At 50.1% G+C, this 20532-nt stretch carries 15 protein-coding genes; 2 read left to right on the top strand and 13 right to left on the bottom strand.

Annotation, left to right across the window (positions count from 1 at the left end):
* Positions 1–17: 17 nt before the first annotated feature.
* From FNY66_RS01910 to FNY66_RS01895, 4 genes are all read right to left on the bottom strand, one after another.
* Positions 18–698: a YkgJ family cysteine cluster protein gene (locus FNY66_RS01910; RefSeq protein WP_150310145.1), complete on the bottom strand. Its 681-nt coding sequence runs from the start codon at positions 696–698 to the stop codon at positions 18–20.
* 9 nt (positions 699–707) lie between these two features.
* Entirely contained in the window at positions 708–1724 is a 1017-nt protein-coding gene (gene galE / locus FNY66_RS01905) for a UDP-glucose 4-epimerase GalE (RefSeq protein WP_150310144.1), read from the bottom strand.
* A 153-nt stretch (positions 1725–1877) separates the two neighbouring features.
* Entirely contained in the window at positions 1878–2795 is a 918-nt protein-coding gene (locus FNY66_RS01900; protein WP_150310143.1) for a nucleotidyltransferase family protein, read from the bottom strand.
* A 57-nt stretch (positions 2796–2852) separates the two neighbouring features.
* On the bottom strand, positions 2853–4412 hold the full coding sequence (locus tag FNY66_RS01895; RefSeq protein ID WP_150310142.1) for an AAA family ATPase: 1560 nt from the start codon (positions 4410–4412) through the stop codon (positions 2853–2855).
* A 157-nt stretch (positions 4413–4569) separates the two neighbouring features.
* On the opposite strand from FNY66_RS01895, the gene FNY66_RS01890 reads away from it, so the two are divergent.
* Entirely contained in the window at positions 4570–5415 is an 846-nt protein-coding gene (locus FNY66_RS01890; protein WP_150310141.1) for a DUF368 domain-containing protein, read from the top strand.
* A 93-nt stretch (positions 5416–5508) separates the two neighbouring features.
* On the opposite strand, the gene FNY66_RS01885 is transcribed toward FNY66_RS01890, so the two are convergent.
* The 6 genes from FNY66_RS01885 to FNY66_RS01860 all read right to left on the bottom strand — a co-directional run bounded on the left by FNY66_RS01885 (position 5509) and on the right by FNY66_RS01860 (position 17174).
* Positions 5509–6324: an SGNH/GDSL hydrolase family protein gene (locus FNY66_RS01885; RefSeq protein ID WP_150310140.1), complete on the bottom strand. Its 816-nt coding sequence runs from the start codon at positions 6322–6324 to the stop codon at positions 5509–5511.
* A 14-nt stretch (positions 6325–6338) separates the two neighbouring features.
* Positions 6339–9122, bottom strand: coding sequence for an alpha-L-rhamnosidase (locus tag FNY66_RS01880; protein WP_150310139.1), 2784 nt, complete (start codon positions 9120–9122; stop codon positions 6339–6341).
* 4 nt (positions 9123–9126) lie between these two features.
* Positions 9127–11856, bottom strand: a complete 2730-nt coding sequence (locus FNY66_RS01875) for a family 78 glycoside hydrolase catalytic domain (protein WP_150310138.1) — start codon at positions 11854–11856, stop codon at positions 9127–9129.
* Positions 11843–13372, bottom strand: coding sequence for a family 43 glycosylhydrolase (locus FNY66_RS01870; RefSeq protein WP_150310137.1), 1530 nt, complete (start codon positions 13370–13372; stop codon positions 11843–11845). The genes FNY66_RS01875 and FNY66_RS01870 overlap by 14 nt, the downstream gene beginning before the upstream one ends.
* A gap of 75 nt (positions 13373–13447) precedes the next feature.
* The gene (locus FNY66_RS01865; protein ID WP_150310136.1) at positions 13448–14854 is read right to left on the bottom strand and encodes an MFS transporter; all 1407 of its coding nucleotides are present in this window, start codon (positions 14852–14854) and stop codon (positions 13448–13450) included.
* 40 nt (positions 14855–14894) lie between these two features.
* Positions 14895–17174, bottom strand: a complete 2280-nt coding sequence (locus FNY66_RS01860; protein ID WP_150310135.1) for a glycoside hydrolase family 3 C-terminal domain-containing protein — start codon at positions 17172–17174, stop codon at positions 14895–14897.
* 231 nt (positions 17175–17405) lie between these two features.
* On the opposite strand from FNY66_RS01860, the gene FNY66_RS01855 reads away from it, so the two are divergent.
* Positions 17406–18602: a helix-turn-helix domain-containing protein gene (locus FNY66_RS01855; RefSeq protein ID WP_190324754.1), complete on the top strand. Its 1197-nt coding sequence runs from the start codon at positions 17406–17408 to the stop codon at positions 18600–18602.
* A gap of 4 nt (positions 18603–18606) precedes the next feature.
* On the opposite strand, the gene FNY66_RS01850 is transcribed toward FNY66_RS01855, so the two are convergent.
* From FNY66_RS01850 to FNY66_RS01840, 3 genes are read right to left on the bottom strand one after another with little or no spacing between them, the layout of a single operon-like run.
* Positions 18607–19476, bottom strand: coding sequence for an alpha/beta hydrolase (locus FNY66_RS01850; protein WP_150310133.1), 870 nt, complete (start codon positions 19474–19476; stop codon positions 18607–18609).
* A gap of 24 nt (positions 19477–19500) precedes the next feature.
* Positions 19501–19935, bottom strand: a complete 435-nt coding sequence (locus tag FNY66_RS01845; protein WP_087151652.1) for a HEPN domain-containing protein — start codon at positions 19933–19935, stop codon at positions 19501–19503.
* Positions 19920–20303, bottom strand: coding sequence for a nucleotidyltransferase family protein (locus FNY66_RS01840; protein ID WP_087151651.1), 384 nt, complete (start codon positions 20301–20303; stop codon positions 19920–19922). The genes FNY66_RS01845 and FNY66_RS01840 overlap by 16 nt, the downstream gene beginning before the upstream one ends.
* Positions 20304–20532 lie beyond the last annotated feature (229 nt).

Genomic DNA, 20532 nt, shown 5'->3' with positions numbered 1-20532 from the left:
CCGTATTCCGGGCTCTCTCACCGAGACTCCATACCCAGTTTTTCTCTTACCCCGGTCATCCTTGCACGGAATTCTTCATAAAACGCGTTTTCATCCTGGGCCATATAGGATGTCTCATAAAATATGCGGAGTACATAAAGGGTCAGGATTCTTGTATTATCATCGCTTAATGACTCCATGGCACTCTCACATTCATTTAAGAAATCATGCCACTCCATGATATAGCTCTCGTAGGCTTTCAGATTCGGGATGCCAAGCCATTTTTTGATCTTGACTTTCCCGCGGTCTTTTCTTGAACATTCATGGATCTGGATAAAATATTTAAATCCGTTCTCTTCATAATATCTCCCAAGAGGGAACAGCCGGCAAAGTCCCGGTCTGCAGCTGTGGATCGAACACCGGCCCTCATCATTGAGGAACGGGCAGGCATCTTTTTGTACATCCATCTTCAGATTAGGCAGGATCATGCGGTCCACGACTCCGAGTGAGATGTAATTTTCTCCCATCAATACTGAAAAATCCTTTTTGATGCCTCTGTGCAGCCGCCAGATATCCATCGGATCAAGGATGATCGAATCGCCCATCCCCTGGCAGCAATCCGAACATCCTTCACAATCATGACATTCCACTTTCACCATATCCCCGGAGGAATAGAGTCTGCCATCGGATATTTCTTTCAAGTCTATGTTGCGTTTCATAATAATCTGTCAATCATTATATCCGTTCGGGTTCTGGCTCTGCCACCTCCAGGAGTCTTCACACATCTCCTCGAGCCCGCGTTCTGCAACCCAGTTCAGTTCCTTCTTTGCTTTTGTTGCATCGCAGTAGCAGGTAGCGATATCGCCGGCACGGCGCGGTTTGATCTCATACGGGATCTCCTTGCCGCAGGCTTTCTCAAATGCCTTGACCATATCGAGAACTGAATATCCATTTCCTGTTCCCAGATTGTAGACAGACACTCCCGCTTTTTCTTTCAATTTTTCAACTGCGCGCACATGTCCGACAGCAAGGTCTACCACATGGATGTAATCGCGCACGCCTGTTCCGTCAGGTGTATCATAATCGTTGCCGAATACACCGAGACATTTCAGTTTGCCGATGGCTACCTGTGTGATGTAAGGCATCAGATTGTTCGGGATGCCTTTCGGATCCTCGCCGATCAGTCCGCTCTTATGTGCACCGATCGGATTGAAATATCTCAGGAGGACAACATTCCACTCCGGATCTGCCGTGTGCAGGTCAGTCAGGATCTGCTCCAGCATCCATTTTGTCCATCCGTACGGGTTTGTGCAGGTTCCCTTCGGGCATTCCTCTGTGATCGGAATAAATGCCGGGTCACCGTATACTGTTGCAGAAGAACTGAAGATGATGTTCTTCACACCATGGTTTCTCATCACGTCGCAGAGAGTGATCGTTCCGCCGATATTGTTCTCATAATATTCCAACGGCTTCTGTACGGACTCGCCTACCGCCTTCAGTCCTGCAAAGTGGATCACGGATTCGATCTCTTCTTTCTCAAAGACTTCATTCATTGCCTCTCTGTCACGGATATCCGCTTTATAGAATTTCAGATCCTTTCCCGTGATCTCTTTCACTCTGTCCAGAGCTTTCTCAGAAGCATTGTACAGATTATCTACTACTACGACATCATAGCCTGCATTCAAAAGTTCTACACAAGTATGGCTTCCGATAAATCCGGCTCCTCCGGTTACTAAAATAGACATGATCGTTTCCTCCTTAAGATAAGACTGCATATTATGTTTTCCTGTTTACGAACTCAGTATAGCACAGACGTCAGGATATTTCTTTATAATTTTAAATCATCTTTTAGTAAAAATGTTGCATGGCACTGCTACCGCAGTACCATGCATATCAGCTCACCATAATTTTTCTGGATAGAGTCCTGCGTCTTTCAGCGACTGGATCGCAGCCACCACGACAGGCTTGTCTTCCTTATAAGTAACGCCATACCATTTATCTTCTGACTCAAGCACAGTCACGGCTGCTTTATCCTCAGCCAGAAGAGTGCTCACTACCGCTGGGAGATAATACTCGCATTTCATCGGATTCTCTTTCAGGCCTTTTTCAAGGAATGCCGGGAGCCCTTTCTGGATTTCGTCCAGCATGCTGCGGGTAAATCCCCACATATTCATAGATACGAGCGTATCACCGTCAATAGAGGTCCAGGTCTCTCCGCCGTCCTCAGAGTAGGCAATGCCGTCCTCTTTCTTCTCGATCCTGGTACGCTCGGTCACGCTGACAAGTTCTTTATCCTCGTTGAGTTCACAGACGCCGCGGGAAACATACCCGTTGTCCGTCACTGTATTTTTGAGCCGGTAGCCTACCATTGTATACCGGTATTTGTTATCATCTTCATGAGTTGTGAGATACTCATAGATCACTTTAAAAGCGTGCTGTCCGTAATAGTCATCTGCATTGATCACGGCAAACGGCCCGTCAATCTCATCGATCGCACTTAAGACCGCATGTGCTGTCCCCCATGGTTTCACACGTCCCTCCGGGACAGAAAAACCTGCCGGGATATTGTTGATGTCCTGATAAGCATAAGCGACTTCCATAGATTTCGCGATCCGGTCGCCGATTGCCTCCCTGAAGTCAGTTTCATTTTCTTTCTTGATAATAAATACGACTTTCTCAAATCCGGCCTGCTTTGCATCATAGATTGAAAAATCCATGATGATCTGACCTTCTTTGTCCACGGGGTCGATCTGTTTGAGGCCGCCGTATCTGCTTCCCATACCTGCTGCCATTATGACAAGAACCGGTTTCTTCATATCAATATTCTCCTCCTGCTCATTTTCTGTCTTTAAGATTTTATTCCCTGGATTATTTTAATCTATCAGGGATATTTTTTCAATAATGCACTCATGTTTCTTATGTTTCCTGTCATAACTGATTCCGGTCAGAATGACATTGCCGAAAGATTCCACTCTTTGTACATATTTTTTATCTTTTATCTGACGGATCGCATTTTCAGCCGAATCATCCACTTTAAGTTCCAGGACTATTGCGGGGACACCTCTTTTTCTGGGAATAAAAAGATAGTCGCAGTACCCTTTCCCACTCTTTTCTTCACGCTCTATCCGATAATCTTTCCGCGCATAGAGATAGCAGAGCGTGATCACACATGACAGGGAATTTTCATCATTATACATAAGAAACGGTATTTCTCTGTCATGTACATCTTCCAGAATAGCCGCCACTTTATCCGCATCACATGCAAGCGTGGCTGCAAGCATTTCTTTGGATCTGTCTACGATCTCTTTCACTTCTCCCATGCTGTCACGGGAAAGCACCCGCTGGAATTTTTCCATTAATTCGTGATTCGGGATTTTCAGGCAGTTGTCATGATAGGACAGGAACCCATATACGACCATAGCAGAGAGGATCTCGTCTCTTGTATATAACTCCTGTTCAGCCGCACTATAGCCACTCAAATCTGCTTCTACCGGCACACCGGAGACCATTTTGACGATATCCTCGCGCACCTCTTCCACATTATTTTCAATACAGTCCGCCACCTCGTTCATCGGTCCGGTCTCCGTCCAGTAATTTTTGCAGACGCCATCTGTCAGCGCCCTGTTTACTGACCTTGGATTGAACAGATGCCTTCCATCGCTCATAAGATATCCGTCGTACCACCACTCCAGATCTTCATAGCTTACTGTATCATATTTTGTGCAAAGTTGTTTTACTTCATCTTCTGTAAGTCCAAACTGTTCTTCATACACCTGATCGTTCATAAAATTATATTCCCAGAACATGTTCAGTTCCGAACCGCTGGAGTATTTCGCAATCGGCAGTACCCCTGTCATATACGCCAGATCCACATATGGTCTGTCTTTGAGCATCGTTTTTAGAAATCTCAGAAAATGTATCTTATCTGCTTCTGTTACATATTTCTCGCTGAATACAGAATCCCATACATCTAAAATGAAGATGAACGAATCTTTCGTATCGGACAGCATTTCACTGATCCCCCCGTATTCTCTGCCTTTAAGCGCCGGATATGTTTCTCTTAGATCTTCCTGCAGTTTTCTGAGGATATTTTTCAGATAAACGTCATATCCGTCGCAAAAATCCGGAAAAACGCTGAAATCAATGTGTATCACATTGTAACGGTTTATATGGCTTTCATAATGATCTGTATGCGCGATATTCAAGTCGTCAAACAGTTCATGTGTATCATATCCTTTTGTGTAGTACGCCCCTAACATGTTGGCATTTACTGTTTTGCCGAATCTGCGTGGTCTGGTAATACATACATACTTTGCGTTTGTACGGATGAGCGGTGTGATCTTTTGGATAAGGCTGCTCTTGTCCACATAAATCTCACTGTTCAGCATATCCCGGAACATAATTATCTGTGCGTCCGTATTTAAATAGTGCATCAAATCCCTCCTGTTTCTGACACGCCCTGTTTCTCTTAGTATACACAAAAATATACTTGAAAAAAAGCATAAAAGATAGTATAAAGGAATATGTTTGTGAATGTTATTGCTATAAAATAGCAACTAAATGTTTCAGAATGAAAGGATCAATGAACATATGAATCAGAGAAAGAAAAAAAGTGTAAATCCGCTTCAGTTCGTCTACCGCATCCTTCAGGGGGCGCTGATCGGACTGGGGGCTGTACTCCCCGGTATATCCGGCGGCGTACTGAGTGTGATCTTCGGCATCTACAAGCCGATCATGGAACTTCTGTCCAATCCGTTTAAGAATTTCAGATCCCATGTGCCTCCGCTGATCCCGGTATTTATCGGCGGCGTGATCGGTTTCCTCGGGGTGGCGAACATCCTCTCCTTCTTCCTGGAGAAATATCCGGATCCGTCGGTCTGTGTTTTCATCGGACTGATCACTGGAATGCTGCCTTCGTTGTTCCGTGAAGCGGGCGAGCAGGGCCGAAGCAGAGGTTCCTTTATCTCGATGATCGTCTGCATGATCGTGATCTTCGCGATTCTGATCGGTTTCCAGCTGTTCTCCGTAGAAGTGGCTCCGAACTTCTTCTGGTATCTGTTCTGCGGATTCTGTCTGGCGCTCAGTGTGATCGCGCCAGGCATGAGCTTCTCCACACTGCTGATGCCTCTGGGACTTTACACTCCGTTCGTGGACGGGATCGGGCACTTTGATATGAGCATCCTTATCCCTGCGGGCATCGGGGCTCTTGTCACTGTGATATGCCTTGCGAAAGCGATCAACGCGCTGTTCGACAACTTCTACTCTTTCGCGTTCCACGGCATCATCGGGATCGTGATCGCGGCGACAGTCATGATCATCCCGGTATCCGGATTCATGAGTGCGGGGACAGCGATTGTGAACATCATATGCATCGCAGTCGGGATCGTGATCGCATTGCTTCTGGATAAATTTAACAGCAGGGTGGAAGTAAAATAATACGGCAAAAACAAACTTTAATATCATATTGTCGAGAGCAATTGGCAACAGGGAGGGATCATCCGCCGGATGATCCCTCCCTGTATAATTTCATTACTTCTCACTGCTTTCCGGCGTTAGTTCCATCATTTCTATGATATCTTTCTCCATCACCGGCGTCCACCACTCCAGATATCCGGCGCGTGTCGGATGGATCGCATCCGCCATATAAAGCGCGCGCTCCTCTTCCGTGATCTCCGGCAGTTCTGTCCACAGGTCGATCACACCGATCCCCCATTTATCCCGGATCTCATACAGTAATTCAACCATCGCCGCATATTCGTCGCTGTCATACTTCGGATTTGTATAAAATACCACCGGACAGTCCCATTTGTCTTTCGCATATGCGATGATATACTCCATCGCTCCCGCCACAGTATCTGTGTCAAAATCCTCCATCCGCTCGGAATCAGTGACCTCGCCCAGCGGCTTCTTCTGTGAGGCATCGTTGGTCGAGAGCTGGCAGATAAAGAGGTCTGCCTGCCGCGTTTTGATGTTATCCAGCCGAGTTACATAGGAGTTCGGGCTGGTAGTGGACAACGTCGTGCCGGACACCGCTTCTTTCACAACATTGCACTGCAGCCTGGCACTCAGGTCATCGGCAAAGGATTCGCCCAGTGACGCTGCTCCGTAAGTAACGGAGGAACCGAGGAAGATAACCGTCTTTCCTTTCAGCGTCTCATCGCCGGACGGCTTTACCTGTGACACCGCATACCGGTCCGCATTTCCCGGCATGCTCCTGTACCGGTATTCAGACAGCTTATGGAACGGTCCCCAGCCCCACTTCCAACCGCAGAATGCGATCCATGCCGCCTGCAGGACGACTACCGCCGCCAGGATGATCAATATCACTTTCGTTCGTTTCATCATCTGACCCACCTCATTCATGCTTGCATCGGGATTTTTGATTCTTCTGTAAAAAGCTCAAATCCACCGCTGCCAAGCTTCTGCCTGCTGCCGTCCGGAAGCACCAGTTCCCCCTCTGTATTCGCAGGAATCCATCCACTCACCTTTATACCAGCCCCATCTGAGCCGTCTGCATTTTTCATCTTCTCCCAGCGGAGACTGATCTCGCCGTGCACGCTGTGGTAAGAGCCTTCCGCCCAGTCGAGATCAAAGTCATATCCCGGCTCCAGACAGATGTGATCATATCCGATACCGGCATTCTGGATTCCCAGCACTCTGCGGTAAAGGAAATTGCCGACGCAGCCGAACGCATAGTGGTTGAAAGAACATTTGTCCACCGCTCCGTCCGGACGGACCGCATCCCAGTTTTCCCACATGGTCGTCGCGCCGTGCTCCACTTCATAGATCCAGCCCGGGCAGTTCTTCTGGTTCAGGACTTTCCATGCCAGATCCCGGTAACCATAGTTGCAGAGCACATCCAGGATAAACGGAACCGACATGAATCCGGCGTCCGGTTTGTAATCATTCTCCACGATCATCTCCGCCAGCCTTGCGGCAAATCCCTTCTCCATTTCTTCCGGAACCATATGGTATTTCAGAGCAAGGATGTAGCTTCCCTGCATCTCCTGTTTCAGTTTCCCGTCTTCCGTACACAGTTCCTCACAGAATGCCTTCCGGACTCTCTGAGCGTATGCTTTATAATCTTCTGCTTTCTCTGTCTCTCCCAGAATCTCCAGCGTCTCGGCAAACAGGTCTGCATCCGCCGCCAGAAGCGCGGTATCAACCACATTCATGGTCAGGAAGGAAGAAGCCGGTCCATCGGAAAATCCCGCCTCATTCTTCACGCTTGGCACCAACCAGTCGCCGAAATGGAACCCTGTATTAATGAGATAATGCTGATTCTCATTCTCCGGGCTTTCTTCCATCCCCTGCGGGAGCTCGTCTGCTGCGATATGCATGGCATTGACCCACTTCTCCATTGCGTCCCTGCATGCCGCAAGCACATTTTTGTCTCCGCTTAAGCGGTAGAGCTGCATCGGCAGCGTCAGAATCACATCGCCCCAGCCAAGAGAGCCCGCGTAGGTCTGCTGGATATAGTTTTTGATCAGCGGGACGGTATTCATCACATGCCCGTTTTCTTTCTGCTCCCTGCGGATGCTCTCCAGCCAGTCCTCAAAGAATGCGGTCATCTCCTGATTGTAGAGAGCCGTCTCGCCGTATGTCACCACGTCTCCTGTCCAGCCTGCCTTCTCTCTGGTTGGGCAGTCGGTAGGGATCCCCACAGTATTGGAGCGCTGACTCCAGTAAATATTATCCTGCAGTTGGTTCAGTTTCTCATCTGAACACCGGAACGATCCGGTCACCGGGTTTGCGCTGCTGATGGCTTTCGCAGTGAACTGCTCCGGTCTCCAGTCTTTTCCTCCGGTCACACAGACATAGCGGAACCCGTGATAGGTAAACTCCGGCTCAAAGACTTCCCCGCTCTCCCCGGCGCTGATGTACACGTCTTTCTGCTCATGTGCTGTATCTGAAAATGCATAAGTAAAATTGCCGTCTGAATCCAAGACTTCCCCGTGCTCGAAGCTGATCTCCTCTCCTGCTTCCGCACGTATCTCTACCCGGATCGTTCCTGCCATGTTCTGTCCGAAGTCAACCACTGTCTCGCCGTTCGGCGTTGTCAGGATCTCTCTTGCCGGGACTTCCTCATACACCTCAATCGCCGGAGCAGTCTGGGCTGTCAGGATGCCGTAATCTTCTTCCTTTCGTTCCAAAACATTTACCGGTTTCCAGTTGTCCGCCACATATGCTGCTTCGGACGGGTCGCCGTCGTCTCTGCGGGCGTCCACGCACTCCCCTCGGAACAGATCCGCGTAGCGCACCGGCCCTTCATAGGAACAGGTGAAGTTTCCGTCCGAGCAGAGTTCACTCTTCGTTCCGCCGGATCCCCACAATTCCATCTGCATGAGCAGCCCCGGCACTTCGCCGTACTCGCATCCTTTGCCAAGGGCGATCTTGCCCTTGTACCAGCCGTCCGCCACAGTCACGCAGAGGGCGTTTTCGCCTGCCTGCAGGAATTCTGTCACATCGTATGCCTGATATTTCAGGCGCTTCTCATAGGCCGTAAATCCCGGCGCCAGCAGTGTCCCCGGAACTTTCCTGCCGTTGACGGACAGGCTGTAGATGCCGTGGGCAGTCATATAGATCTTCGCATATTCCGGCTTTTCTCCAAGTGTGAACGTGCGGCGGAAGCGGACCGGCGGGTCATAGGGTTCTGCCTCAAAGAGCGCCCATATATCACTGTCCAGATAGTACTTCGGCTGCTCGCCCCGCATCATCGCCGCCATGCACTCGCCCCAGATCGCCTGTGCTTTTGGCAGCGGATTCTCCGCAAGCTGGGGCAGAGGGTCTAACGGCTCGATCCACTGCGCCTTCCAGTCCGCGCTGTCGAGAAGCGCTGTCTCAAAGCGTTCCTCTTCGCTTACCGCTTCATTTCCGTGGTTGTCCCAGACCGTGATCTGATATACATATCTGCCGGAAGATACAAGCGGCGCACCGGCGTACATGATATCGACAGTTTCCCGGCTCTGTGCCTTCCCGCTGTCCCAGACAAGGGCGCCTGTGTGATCCTTTACAATAATGTGATATGCGCTCTGGAGCACATCTTTTTCGTCTGATGTAATTTCCCATGAAAATCTGGGGTGGCGGTTCGTCACCGCCAGAGGCGTATGGACGCGCTCGCATGTGATATTTGCAATCTTCATTTTCCTACTCCTCCTGCGCGTTCAGCGCATTCACGACCGCCTCGAACATGGGCCTTGCATCCGGCGCCGCGCCCAGCATCTCGGCGAGGGTCATCTGCATCGCCATCTGCACCATCGGGCCGTCCAGCATGCCCGGCGCGAACTGGTTGAACATCTGCACTGCCAGAGGCTCTGCCACGATCTCAGAGAGCGTGCTGTCCATACTGAAGCGCAGGGTCTTCAAGCTTGTCCCGGTATCATATTCATAGTCGTAGACGCCGGAACCGACTTCAATTTTTTCACCTTTCTCCGGCAGGACGATCACCGCCGTCGTGTTGGCAGGGATTTCTGCATGGATATGTATCTTCCCGTCTTTACAGGAATATCCGCTGACGATCTTACCGTACGGGGATTCAAAAGTTCCTTCCGCCTCCTCTATGCCTTTCACAAACATCGGTTTTATCAGGATCTTCTTATACCCCGGCTCCAACTGGTTGATGCCTGCCGCCTTGCGGTACATCCAGTCGCCGATGGATCCGTACGCGTAATGGTTCAGGGAGTTCATGCCCGACTCATCGAACGTGCTGTCCGGCTTGATGGAATTCCACCGCTCCCAGATGGTCGTCGCACCCATGTTGACCGCGTACAGCCAGGACGGATAGTCTTCCCTCATAAGCAGGGTGCAGGCCATGTCGTGAGCTCCGTTCTCGGAAAGTGCGTGGCAGATGTACGGCGTTCCCACAAATCCGGTCGCCAGATGGTTCTTGTGGTTCTCGATATTGGTGAGCAGCGTCTTCAGGATTCTGCCGCGGTCATTCTCCCTAGCCAGATTGAAATACAGGGCAAGGATGCAGCCGGTCTGGGTCTCGCTGACGATCCGGCCTGTTTCCGTATAGTATTCTCTCCGGAATGCATCCAGTGTCTTCTCGTACAGGGACGCATATTTTGCCGCGTCATCCTCATACCCCAGCACTTCCGCCGTCTGCTTTACCAGATCCGTCACATACAGATAATAGGCGTTGGCGATCATATATTTGTCCGTCGCGCCGGTGCGGTCTGCGCTCTCCTCTTTGTCAAGCGCCAGCCAGTCGCCGTACTGGAATCCGGTCATCCACAGACCGTTCTCCTCGCAGTTGTTCGTAATGTAATCCACCCACTCGTGCATACATTTCCAGTTTTCTTCCAGGATCCGTGTATCCCCGTATGTCTGATAGACGACCCAGGGGATGATGACCGCCGCGTCGCTCCATGCAGAGGAACTGTAGGAGCCGAGGATATCCGGCACGACATGGGGCACGCCCTTTTCCAGAGAGGACTCAGCAAACATATCCCGCATCCATTTGCTGAAGAAAAGCGCGGTGTTGCGAAGATAGGAAGCCGTCCAGGAGAATACCTGGGCGTCGCCCGTCCATCCGAGGCGCTCGTCCCTCTGCGGGCAGTCGGTGGGGATATCGAGGAAGTTGTCCCGCATGCCCCAGGAAATATTGCTCTGGAGCTGGTTGATCTTTTTGTTGGACGTATGGAAGGATCCGATGCTCTCCATATCAGAGTGCATCACGCAGGCTGTGAACATCTCCGGCTTCATCTCATCTATTCCCTCCACGCAGATATAGCGGAACCCGTGGAACGTAAAGTGTGGCAGGAAGACCTGATCTTCCCCGTTGCAGATATAGGTGTCGATGGATTTCGCCTGGCGCAGCGTCTCGGGATAAAAGTTGCCGTCCTTGTCAAGTACCTCTGCGTGCCGGATCGTAATCTTCTGTCCCTTATATCCTTTGATGCGGATTTCTGCCAGTCCGGTGATATTCTGCCCGAAGTCCACCAGACGCTCTCCCTTCGGGGTCACGATCAGTTCTTTCGCCGGGATACGCTCCGTGATGCGGACCGGCTCGTTTTCCTGTGCGGTCAGGATGCTCTTGTCAAAGTCTTTGACAGAGACATTTCCTTCCCGGATCTGCGGGGCGTCCGTATCGATGGTCTCGCCCATATAGATCTCGCTGTAACGGATCTCGCCGGTGCGCACGCCCCAGTTCTCATCCGTACCGATAACTTCGATTCCGCCGTCTTCGTATGTAATATGCAGCTCCGCAAATGCGCCCACCCGGTCGCCGTAGATATCCGAGGTGCACATAAATCCAAGGATGCCCTTGTACCAGCCGTTACCGACCGTCATCTCCAGCAGGTTCTCCCCGCTCTTTATCTGCTCCGTCACATCATAGATCTGGTACTGGAGACGGTTGTGGTAGCTGGTCCACCCCGGCGTCATCCGGTTCTCTCCGGCTTTCACGCCGTTTACAGCGAATTCATAGACGCCCTGTGCCGTCGCGTAGAGGCGTGCTTTTTTCACATCGCCTTTCAATAGAATATTCTTATAGAAAACCGGACAGGCTGTCTCCTCCTGCTCAAAATCATGGGTGATCATCTCTGCCCGGAATGTCTGCGGGTCGAAGACTCCTGTCTCAAAAGTCGTCTCAGCGCTGCCCGCCCGTCCGTAGTTATCCCATACGGTCACTTTCACAGTGTAAAGCGTCTCGTCACAAAGCAACTCGCCCTCATACGGAACGAGCACGGAGTCCCTGCTCTCCTGCATCCCGGTATCCCACACAGTCTTCCCGTTGTCCGTCACTTCGATCCGGTAAATATTCTGGACTGTGTTCTTCTCGTCCGTCCGCATCTTCCAGGAAAAGCGCGGGCTTTTGACTGCGAGCCCGATCGGGTTCTCACGGTATTCTGTCCTCAGGTCATATATTTTCATGATTTTCTTCCTCCTTGTCAGATACTACTCTTTTTAATTCTATCTGCTGCAGTTCCATCATCCCCGTCCCCTTATACTCCAGATAGAGCGGGGCTGTCCGGTCTGTGTTGACCACTGTTTCATATTTCATCCATTTTTCGCTTCCGGTCACCTGTACCGAAGTTCTGTGAGTTTTCTGTCCGTCTGAGATCAGGAAATGTCCTCTTCCATTCCCTCTTACCCGGAGGATCAGCTTCACAGATCCTGTAAATGCAAAATATCTGAATCCGATCACTGTGTGATTACGTATCCCGGTAATATGCTGCTCTCCTTCTCCGTGTGTGATCATCGGATGTCTGCCCGGAGCGCCGCCGTTTCCCACATGGGGCATATGCCCGTCAGTGAGCACACAGGCGATAGCAGCCGGATAAACACCCTCCGGTCTGAGAGGTTTCCCGTTAAGTCCACAGGACGTCATCGGAACCTGACGGATAGAACCGTCCCCATCGATATGAATCTCCTCCGCACAGTCCTGCCGGTTGTAGGAGTTAAGATGAGTATGCCTGTGATAAAAAACATACCATTTCCCATTGATCTGCTCAATACTTCCATGATTATTTCCGGTTGCCGCGATCCGGCGTTTTGCCTTTCTTCCGTCAATCCCGACATCGCCGTTGGAAATGATCACGCCGCCGTACCGAAAATCTCTGTCCGGATACCGGCTCACTGCGTAACACAATTCATGGTTTTTTTCAGTGGAATAAATAAAATAATATGTTTCTCCGATCTTCCGGATCGAACTTGCCTCGAAAAACGCATGTCCCTCATATTCCGTTCCTTTACTCTTGTCGATCCCGGGAAGAATCCTGACAGGTTCGCCTCTTACCGTCAGCATATCATCCTTCAGTTCCACGGTGTTTGCTCCCATAATGCCCTGCGGTTCTCTTCGGATCTCTTCCGGTAATTTATGGAACATATTGACCATAAGCTTTTCCGTGATCTTTCTGCCCAGCCATCCGTTTCCCGGTGTCATCGGGAGAGACCAGCCGTAATACAGACGGATCGTTCCATTATCATTGATCACAGCCGGGTCAAACGGAATAAATCTCGTCATGGGGCTCCCGTCCGGGTATCGGACGTCTCCGAGATATTCGTATTTTCCTGCCGGGGTATCACACACCGCCACAGAGATCGGTCCGTCGAATCCGTTCTTCCCGGCCTGCCCCGCCAGGCAGTAATACAGATAATATCTTCCGTCATTCCCCCGCACGACATCCGGAGCGTACATCTGGCTTCTGTCTGCGCAGACATGAGGATCCTGTTCTGCTCGGTATACCGTCCCCTCACATCTCCAGTCTGTCAGATCCGTGACCGGCGCAGAGTAGACCGTATAATCCAGTTCGCAGTATGTTGTTCCTCCCTCTCTGTCATGAGAACCGAAAATGTATACCCTGTCGCCGAATACATGGGGTTCTCCGTCCGGGATATATTCATTTAACGGAAGATATGGGTTGAATGCCTGTCTGTCTTCACTCATTTACTGATCTCCTCCCTTAATTCAGGCACTGCCCCGTCAAAATGGCGGGGCAGAGACATGATTGGCTATATTTAATTATTTGTTCTGTGCTTTTCTCTTATCCAGCTCCTCGCGGATTCCCGGAAGCTTCTTCTCCAGGTCGAACTTCATTGCTACGATGAACATGATCACGAACATCGCCAGCGGAGCGTAGATATTGAATGTGAAGATTGCCTGTTTCACAGCCGGAGTCAGGACAGTGGCCGCCGCGTCATATGCTGCGATAGCAAGGCACCATCCGATCAGTGATGTTCCCAGGCCGTTTCCTACTTTGGAGCCGAAGCTTGCTGCTGCCTGAGAGGATCCTACCATACGCTTTCCATATTTATATTCATTATAGTCTATGGACATCGCCGTGATCGTTCCAAGCAGGCACATCATCGGAATATTTGCAAATGTTGAGAAGCATCCCAGAACTGCATTGTAAACGAAGTTATACGGATTGATCATTCTCAGAACATTGCCGACGATTCCGATCACAAAGGAAACCCGGAGTGATTTGGTAACGCCCAGCGTCTTGATCAGGATCGGTGTTACAATGAATCCAAGGATTGTCGGGATCAGGCCGACGCCGCCGAGGATTCCCACAAGATTGTCATCCCCGTAGATCCATTTACAGTAATAGGTTCCTGATGAATTTGAAAGTCCATAGAAAATATTAGAGCATACGGCAAGGATCAGCGCCATTACCCAGTATTTATTATGGAAAAGATTTTTTAACGCCTCTCCAAACGGAACGCTTTCTTCTTCCGGCTCCGGAGCTGCCACAGCCTCCTGACCGTCTTCAACAGCATACTCTTTGCTTGTCTTATAAGTTACAAACAGCAGAATAGCAGAAACTACTGCAAGTCCGGCGCTGAACATGATCCATGCTTTCTGGTCGCCGCCCAACATATTTGTGATCGGGATGATCATAACCGCGATGATCATTCCGGATACATAACCTGCCGCTGCACGCCATGTTCCCATCTTCGCACGCTCTTCCTGACTGTTCGTGCGGACAACCATGATCGCCTGATACGGCACGCAGATGATCGTGTAGATCACTGCTGTGAACAGGAAGTTGGTTATGAACATATATACGATCTGGATCGGAGTACTTACATTAGTCGGAACTGTAAACATCAGCACCATCATGATCGCTACCGGCAGGACCATCCGCAGGATCCACGGGCGGTACTTCTCTTTGCCCGGCGCCGTATGGTCGACAATATATCCCATGATAATATCTGTAAATGCATCCAGTATTTTTACGATCAGAAGTGCTGTTGCGATCGCACCGGCTGCAACACCCACTTTTTCAGTATAGAAGTATGTAAGCTGCCCTACCAGTCCGCTGATCGCATTCAGTGAGAACTGTCCGGCCGCATCTCCCAGATAGTCCGGCATCCTCATGACTTTCTGGATGCCCAGTTTGTCTTTTCCTAAAGGTTTCTTTGCCATTTTGTTAACCTCTCTTTCCTCTTGTATAATTATATCCTAATCACGCATTCAGCGCATTAAGTATCTGATCCACTGCTTCCCACGTCATGCCCGGCACGAAGCTGATAAGCTGACGAAGCGGCATGTCCTGCATCATCGCCGCCAGCATCTCCTGGCTGACTGCCTCTCCCTGCGATTTCTCTTCCATCTCTTTCGCCTGCTCGTTGTTCCCCATCATCTGTCCGAGGATCTGCTGTGCTTTCGGATCTGCAAAGAGCTCGCCCATGCAGGTATTCGCCGTGTACTTCTGTCTCGGGCGCTTTGTGTTCTTCACCTGCACCTCTGTCTCAAGGATCACTTCCCGGGCATTTCGGCAGATCTGGATCTTGTATGCGCCGTCCGGCACATCCCAGCAGTGAAGATCTGCGTTCCATACCGCGAAGGCACGGTCGTCCAGCGTAAATGCCACCGTCTTCTTTTCTCCCGGTTCCAGTGACACTTTTTCAAAGCCTTTCAGTTCCCGCAGCGGACGCGGCACTTCGGAGTTCACCGGAGCCACGTAGAGCTGCACGACCTCTTTACCGGAGCGGTCTCCCGTATTCTTAACATCCACGCTCACACTCAGCGTATCCGCGTCTGTCAGTCCGCTCTTATCTGTGGCCAGATCACTGTATCCGAATGTGGTGTAGGACAGTCCGTACCCGAACGGATACTGTACGTCCATATCGCGGGTGGTGTAATACCGGTATCCCACAAACACGCCTTCTCTGTACTCCGCATGGTCTCTGCCTTTGCCGTAGGTCAGATAGCACGGTGTGTCTTCCAGTCTGTTCGGGAATGTCTCGGACAGTCTTCCCGACGGATTGACTTCTCCGAAGAGGACTCTCACCTCTGCTTTCCCGACTGCCTGTCCGCCCAGATATGCCTCAACGATTGCGGACACTCTGTCTTTCCACGGCATCACGACCGGGGAACCGTTGTGGAGCACAACGACCACATTTTTCTGTACGTCACAGATCTTACTGATCAGACGGTTCTGGCATTCCGGAAGGTTCAGGTGCGTCCGGTCATAGCCTTCCGACTCGAAGCTGTCCGGAAGTCCTGCGAAGATCACCGCTGCATCCGCATCTTCCGCCGCCTGCACTGCCTCAGCTTCCAGTGCTTCATCCGCCTGATCCTGTGCGTCGTCAAAGCCCTTCGCATAAGCCACGTCCGCAAAGTCTTTTACAGCTTCCAGCGCGGACTCTACTTTCCAGCTGTTGATATGGGAGCTTCCGCCGCCCTGATACCGGGGCGCTTGGGCATACTTTCCGATGAACGCGATCTTCTGTTCTCTGCCCAACGGAAGGATGGGTTTCCCGTTTCCGTCACTGTCATTTTTCAGAAGAACGATACACTCTTCCTCGACCGAAGCCGCTGTCCCGTGGTCTTTCTCACGGTCAAATACTGCGCTCGCATCCCGGCTCTCCATGTACCGGTAGATGATGTTCAGGATCCGCTCGCATGCCTGATCTACCACAGCCTCATCCAGCGTGCCGTCCTGCACCGCCTTTACGATCAGCGCGTCGTTCACACCGTTTGAAGAGGGCATTTCCAGATCCATTCCGGCTTTCAGCGCTTCTACCCTGTCATTGACCGCGCCCCAGTCGGACATCACATATCCGTCGAATCCCCATTCCGCTCTCAGAAGATCTGTGAGATATTCTTTTGACTCTCCGACGAAAGTTCCGTTGATCTGGTTGTAGGAATTCATCACGGTCCACGGTTTCCCGTTCTTCACCGCGCCCTCGAAAGGCACCATGTAGATCTCACGCAGCGTCCGCTCGTCTACGTCCGAAGAGTTTGTCATGCGCCGTTTCTCCTGATTGTTCGCCAGGAAATGCTTCACGCTGGTCCCTACGTTCTTGCTCTGCACGCCGCGGATAAACGCCGCCGACATCTCGGACGCCGCGTACGGGTCTTCCGAGTAATACTCAAAGTTACGTCCGCACAGCGGGGATCTCTTTATGTTCACCGCAGGCCCTAAAATGGTGCTGATATCCTCCGCCTGACATTCCTGCCCGATGGTCTCTCCCATCTTTTTCGCAAGGTCTCTGTCAAAACTTGAGGCAAGCGCACATCCGGCGGGGAAGCAGACCGCTTTGATGCTGTCGTTGATCCCGAGATGGTCCGCCGCCTCTGACTGCTTGCGCAGTCCGTGGGGGCCGTCGCTTACCATGACAGAAGGGATTCCGAGACGCTCTGCCGCTTTGGTATGCCAGAAATCCGCTCCGGAACACATCCCCGCCTTTTCTTCCAGCGTCATCTGCAAGATCAGATCCCTGATCTTTTCTTTGTCCATGCTGTTCTCCTCCTTGTTTCATCTTGTGAGTTTATTTTAATTTAAGAAATGCGTATTGTATTTTCTTTTTGTTCTGTATTTTATATATTTGTTTTATATTTTCTTGACAGAAGGGTGTATTTTATCTACACTGTTTTTAACAGGCAGCAGTTACTGAGTTGTTGCTCACCGCCTGCGGGAGCGGCAGTCATCCCGCATCTGATATTTACATCCTTACGAAAGGTGGTAATTATGTCCCATTCATTAAATGATTTTCTCAAAATGCTGTATCTGGATTCCAATATTCCCTCATACCTGTACCGTTTCCCGGAACAGAGGTTCACGCATACGGAACCGGAACAGTCCGCACTTACATTTCCGCCCGCAAAATATCTCCCGCGCCTGACAGACCGTTCCGGGCATACCGGGCACATCTCTTATCTGTCCACGGAGTACGGAAGTTACTTCGGATGTGTGTCCGCAGACGCCGATCCGGACATACGGCTTATATTCGGCCCGGTTTCCCTTACTCCTTACTCTGACTCCGAGCTTCATCAGATGTACATCGATTATGTCGTGCCGCAGGAATCGCGCCGGGAATTCTCCGATTTCTTCCAGAGAGTACCGCAGTTCTCTCTGAGCAGCTTTCTGATCAAACTGGCATTTATCAATTACTGCCTGAACGGTGAAATACGCCCTGTCCGGGAGCTCCTGCCACAGCAGACATTCCATGCCGCCCGCACGGCTGACACATTGTACGAGAAAAGGGCTGATTCCATACATAACCATTCCCATGAGATCGAGTCCGTGATCCACGAGATCATCCGCACCGGCAGGCCGGAAGCTCTGGCGCAGCTCGAATTCAACGAATCCTTTGCGAATGTAGGTATCATCGGTCCCACAGCGCTCCGTCAGCTGAAGAACACGATCATCGTGAGCACTACCGTAGCCACGCGCGCGGCGATCGACGGCGGGCTGGACACGGATGCCGCATACCAGCTCTCCGACTCTTTCATTCAGACGGCAGAGTCGCTTTCTGACCCGGATGCTCTCTACGAGCTGATGGGGCGGGTGGCATATACCTTTGCCGAGCGTGTCAAAGAGGCGCAGATGCCGGTCTCGTCAGACGGGATGATCCAGAACGCCATCCGCTTTATCCAGCAGAATGTATGCGAGCATATCACGGTAGAAGACGTGGCGGAACACGTCGGATTCAGCCGGAGCTACTTTTCTACTTATTTTAAGAAAGAACTGGGATTTTCGGTGAACGCATTTATCACGCGCTGTAAGATGGAAGAAGCAAAACAGCTGCTTAAGTACACTGACAAATCCGTCAGTGTCATAAGCAGCTATCTGTGCTTTTCCAGTCAGAGTCATTTTCAGACCGCATTTAAGAAACAGTACGGTGTGACGCCACTCAAGTACCGGAAGGATCCGGACTGCATCTGAACTTTTACATGTATTTTTTTATAAATGCAATCTCGTCATCGTTTGCCTTTCGGGCCAGATCCGAACGCATATCCACATGGAATACGTGCCCTGTCTTCTCATCTCCGTAGATCTTATACTCGCACGGAACGCCTCTTTCCATAAGAAGCTTTGCCATCGGCTCGCACTGATCCATGAGGAAATCCCCTTTCGCAGAGAGCAGATAAGCCGGCGGGAACTTCCCTGTCACATAGTCGAGCACATCCAGCTTCTTCCCGTATACAGCCGGATGCTCCGTGAAATAATCGATCATCAGCTTATTCTCCGAGATTTCAGATGCTCGCTTTCTCAGATCATACATACCACAGTTAAGACCGACTGCTCTCAGTCTGAAATCAGGAGGCGTTACTTCCATCACTTCCGCATATTCCGGATTGCTGCAGATCACTGCATACTGACTGGTAATCTGCGCTCCTGCAGAGTCACCGACCAGTGCCACTCTGTCTGTGTCAAAGCCGTAAATGCCGGCTTTCTTACATATCCATTCCATCACAAGATTCAGATCAAAAATGGGCGTGGGAAATTTAAACTTCGGTGCCAGATGATAATTAAAACTGACCACTGCAAAGCCTCTCCGCGCCAGATCCATGCAGTAAAACTGATACTGCTTCGTACTTCCGTATACATATCCGCCTCCGTGGACATTTACAATGACCGGCAGCTTCCCTTTTAAATTTCTCAGCCTGTACACATCCAGAGTATTCCACTTCACATCCGGACCGTAGGGGATATCATTAATCCTCAGAATATCGTCCGGTGCAGCATTAAGCCCGCGGTCTCTTTTCGCATCTGAATGACCGGCCATCAGACGGAAACTTAATGATTGTAAAGACATAATGTTCACTCCTTATCTTCTGTATTATTTCTGTTCAATCTCACTCATTGTCTGGAACACGAAATCCCTGCACAGGTGCACCGCTTTATCCGCCCTGTCAATATCCCTCTCTGTAGGAATAAAGCTGTCATCCCCCGGATATCGCGTTGTAAAATAGAATCCATCGATCCGGTCCAATGCACTTTCCGTTTCGTCCGGAATATCAATGCCCATGTCTCCTGATATATAACGCATCAGTCTCCTCAGACTATGTGTCCGTAAAACGCTTTCCTTGGATACCGCTTCAGATTCATTTTCCGGATGGGCACATTCAGAGATAATATGCTTCAAGTATCTCTCACATATACTTTGTCCCAGTGCCGCAAGTGCCGATCCTTTATTTCCGCTGTCATATGACTGTCTGAAAAATTTATAGTCATTTTCGGCAAATTCTGCATAAGTATTCATTCGTCCTGCCATATGTCTCTCCCCTCTTTTTTTATATTTTCAAAATAAAGCGTATGCTCATCTTTCCATTCATCGCCTATCACAACTTTCAAATCCACTTCGGGCATATCCAACTGTCCCGGATTCACGCGGCTTTTCAGAAGGATGATCTCATCCCTGAACCTATTGATATCAAATGTCGGTTTCAATTCCAACATCAGATCCACATCGCTCTGATAAGTCTGTTCCTCTCTTACACAGCTCCCATACAAATACAATTTCGACACATAAGGAGCCACCGGTGATTTCTCAATCTGCCGGCGGGCATATTCGATAGCTTTCTCACTGCGTTCTTTATAAATTTCCCTTACCTTAGGTGAATTCTTCCCTGAAACGATCATGACTGCTCCTTTATTTTAATGTCGCTCATCGAATGACACAAATCTATAATCATTATATCATATCTGTCTATGTATTCTACAGTCATTTTCATGCATTCTGAGGATTACATCGTTTATTTCCTTATAAGCTGCGTCGTATCTATACATAGATTTAACAATTCTCCGCTTGACTGTAAACCCGCTTCACGCCGTATACTCTATACAAACAATAGCCGGACAAAGACAGGCT

It is taken from the genome of Mediterraneibacter catenae (genome assembly GCF_008691045.1).
GTDB lineage: Bacteria > Bacillota > Clostridia > Lachnospirales > Lachnospiraceae > Mediterraneibacter > Mediterraneibacter ornithocaccae.
This window is presented reverse-complemented; position numbering and strand designations above follow the sequence as displayed.

Coding starts and splice junctions, on each gene's coding strand:
- FNY66_RS01910 (WP_150310145.1), bottom strand. CDS start 698: ATGAAACGCAACATAGACTTGAAAGAAATATCCGATGGCAGACTCTAT.
- galE (WP_150310144.1), bottom strand. CDS start 1,724: ATGTCTATTTTAGTAACCGGAGGAGCCGGATTTATCGGAAGCCATACT.
- FNY66_RS01900 (WP_150310143.1), bottom strand. CDS start 2,795: ATGAAGAAACCGGTTCTTGTCATAATGGCAGCAGGTATGGGAAGCAGA.
- FNY66_RS01895 (WP_150310142.1), bottom strand. CDS start 4,412: ATGCACTATTTAAATACGGACGCACAGATAATTATGTTCCGGGATATG.
- FNY66_RS01890 (WP_150310141.1), top strand. CDS start 4,570: ATGAATCAGAGAAAGAAAAAAAGTGTAAATCCGCTTCAGTTCGTCTAC.
- FNY66_RS01885 (WP_150310140.1), bottom strand. CDS start 6,324: ATGATGAAACGAACGAAAGTGATATTGATCATCCTGGCGGCGGTAGTC.
- FNY66_RS01880 (WP_150310139.1), bottom strand. CDS start 9,122: ATGAAGATTGCAAATATCACATGCGAGCGCGTCCATACGCCTCTGGCG.
- FNY66_RS01875 (WP_150310138.1), bottom strand. CDS start 11,856: ATGAAAATATATGACCTGAGGACAGAATACCGTGAGAACCCGATCGGG.
- FNY66_RS01870 (WP_150310137.1), bottom strand. CDS start 13,372: ATGAGTGAAGACAGACAGGCATTCAACCCATATCTTCCGTTAAATGAA.
- FNY66_RS01865 (WP_150310136.1), bottom strand. CDS start 14,854: ATGGCAAAGAAACCTTTAGGAAAAGACAAACTGGGCATCCAGAAAGTC.
- FNY66_RS01860 (WP_150310135.1), bottom strand. CDS start 17,174: ATGGACAAAGAAAAGATCAGGGATCTGATCTTGCAGATGACGCTGGAA.
- FNY66_RS01855 (WP_190324754.1), top strand. CDS start 17,406: ATGTCCCATTCATTAAATGATTTTCTCAAAATGCTGTATCTGGATTCC.
- FNY66_RS01850 (WP_150310133.1), bottom strand. CDS start 19,476: ATGTCTTTACAATCATTAAGTTTCCGTCTGATGGCCGGTCATTCAGAT.
- FNY66_RS01845 (WP_087151652.1), bottom strand. CDS start 19,935: ATGGCAGGACGAATGAATACTTATGCAGAATTTGCCGAAAATGACTAT.
- FNY66_RS01840 (WP_087151651.1), bottom strand. CDS start 20,303: ATGATCGTTTCAGGGAAGAATTCACCTAAGGTAAGGGAAATTTATAAA.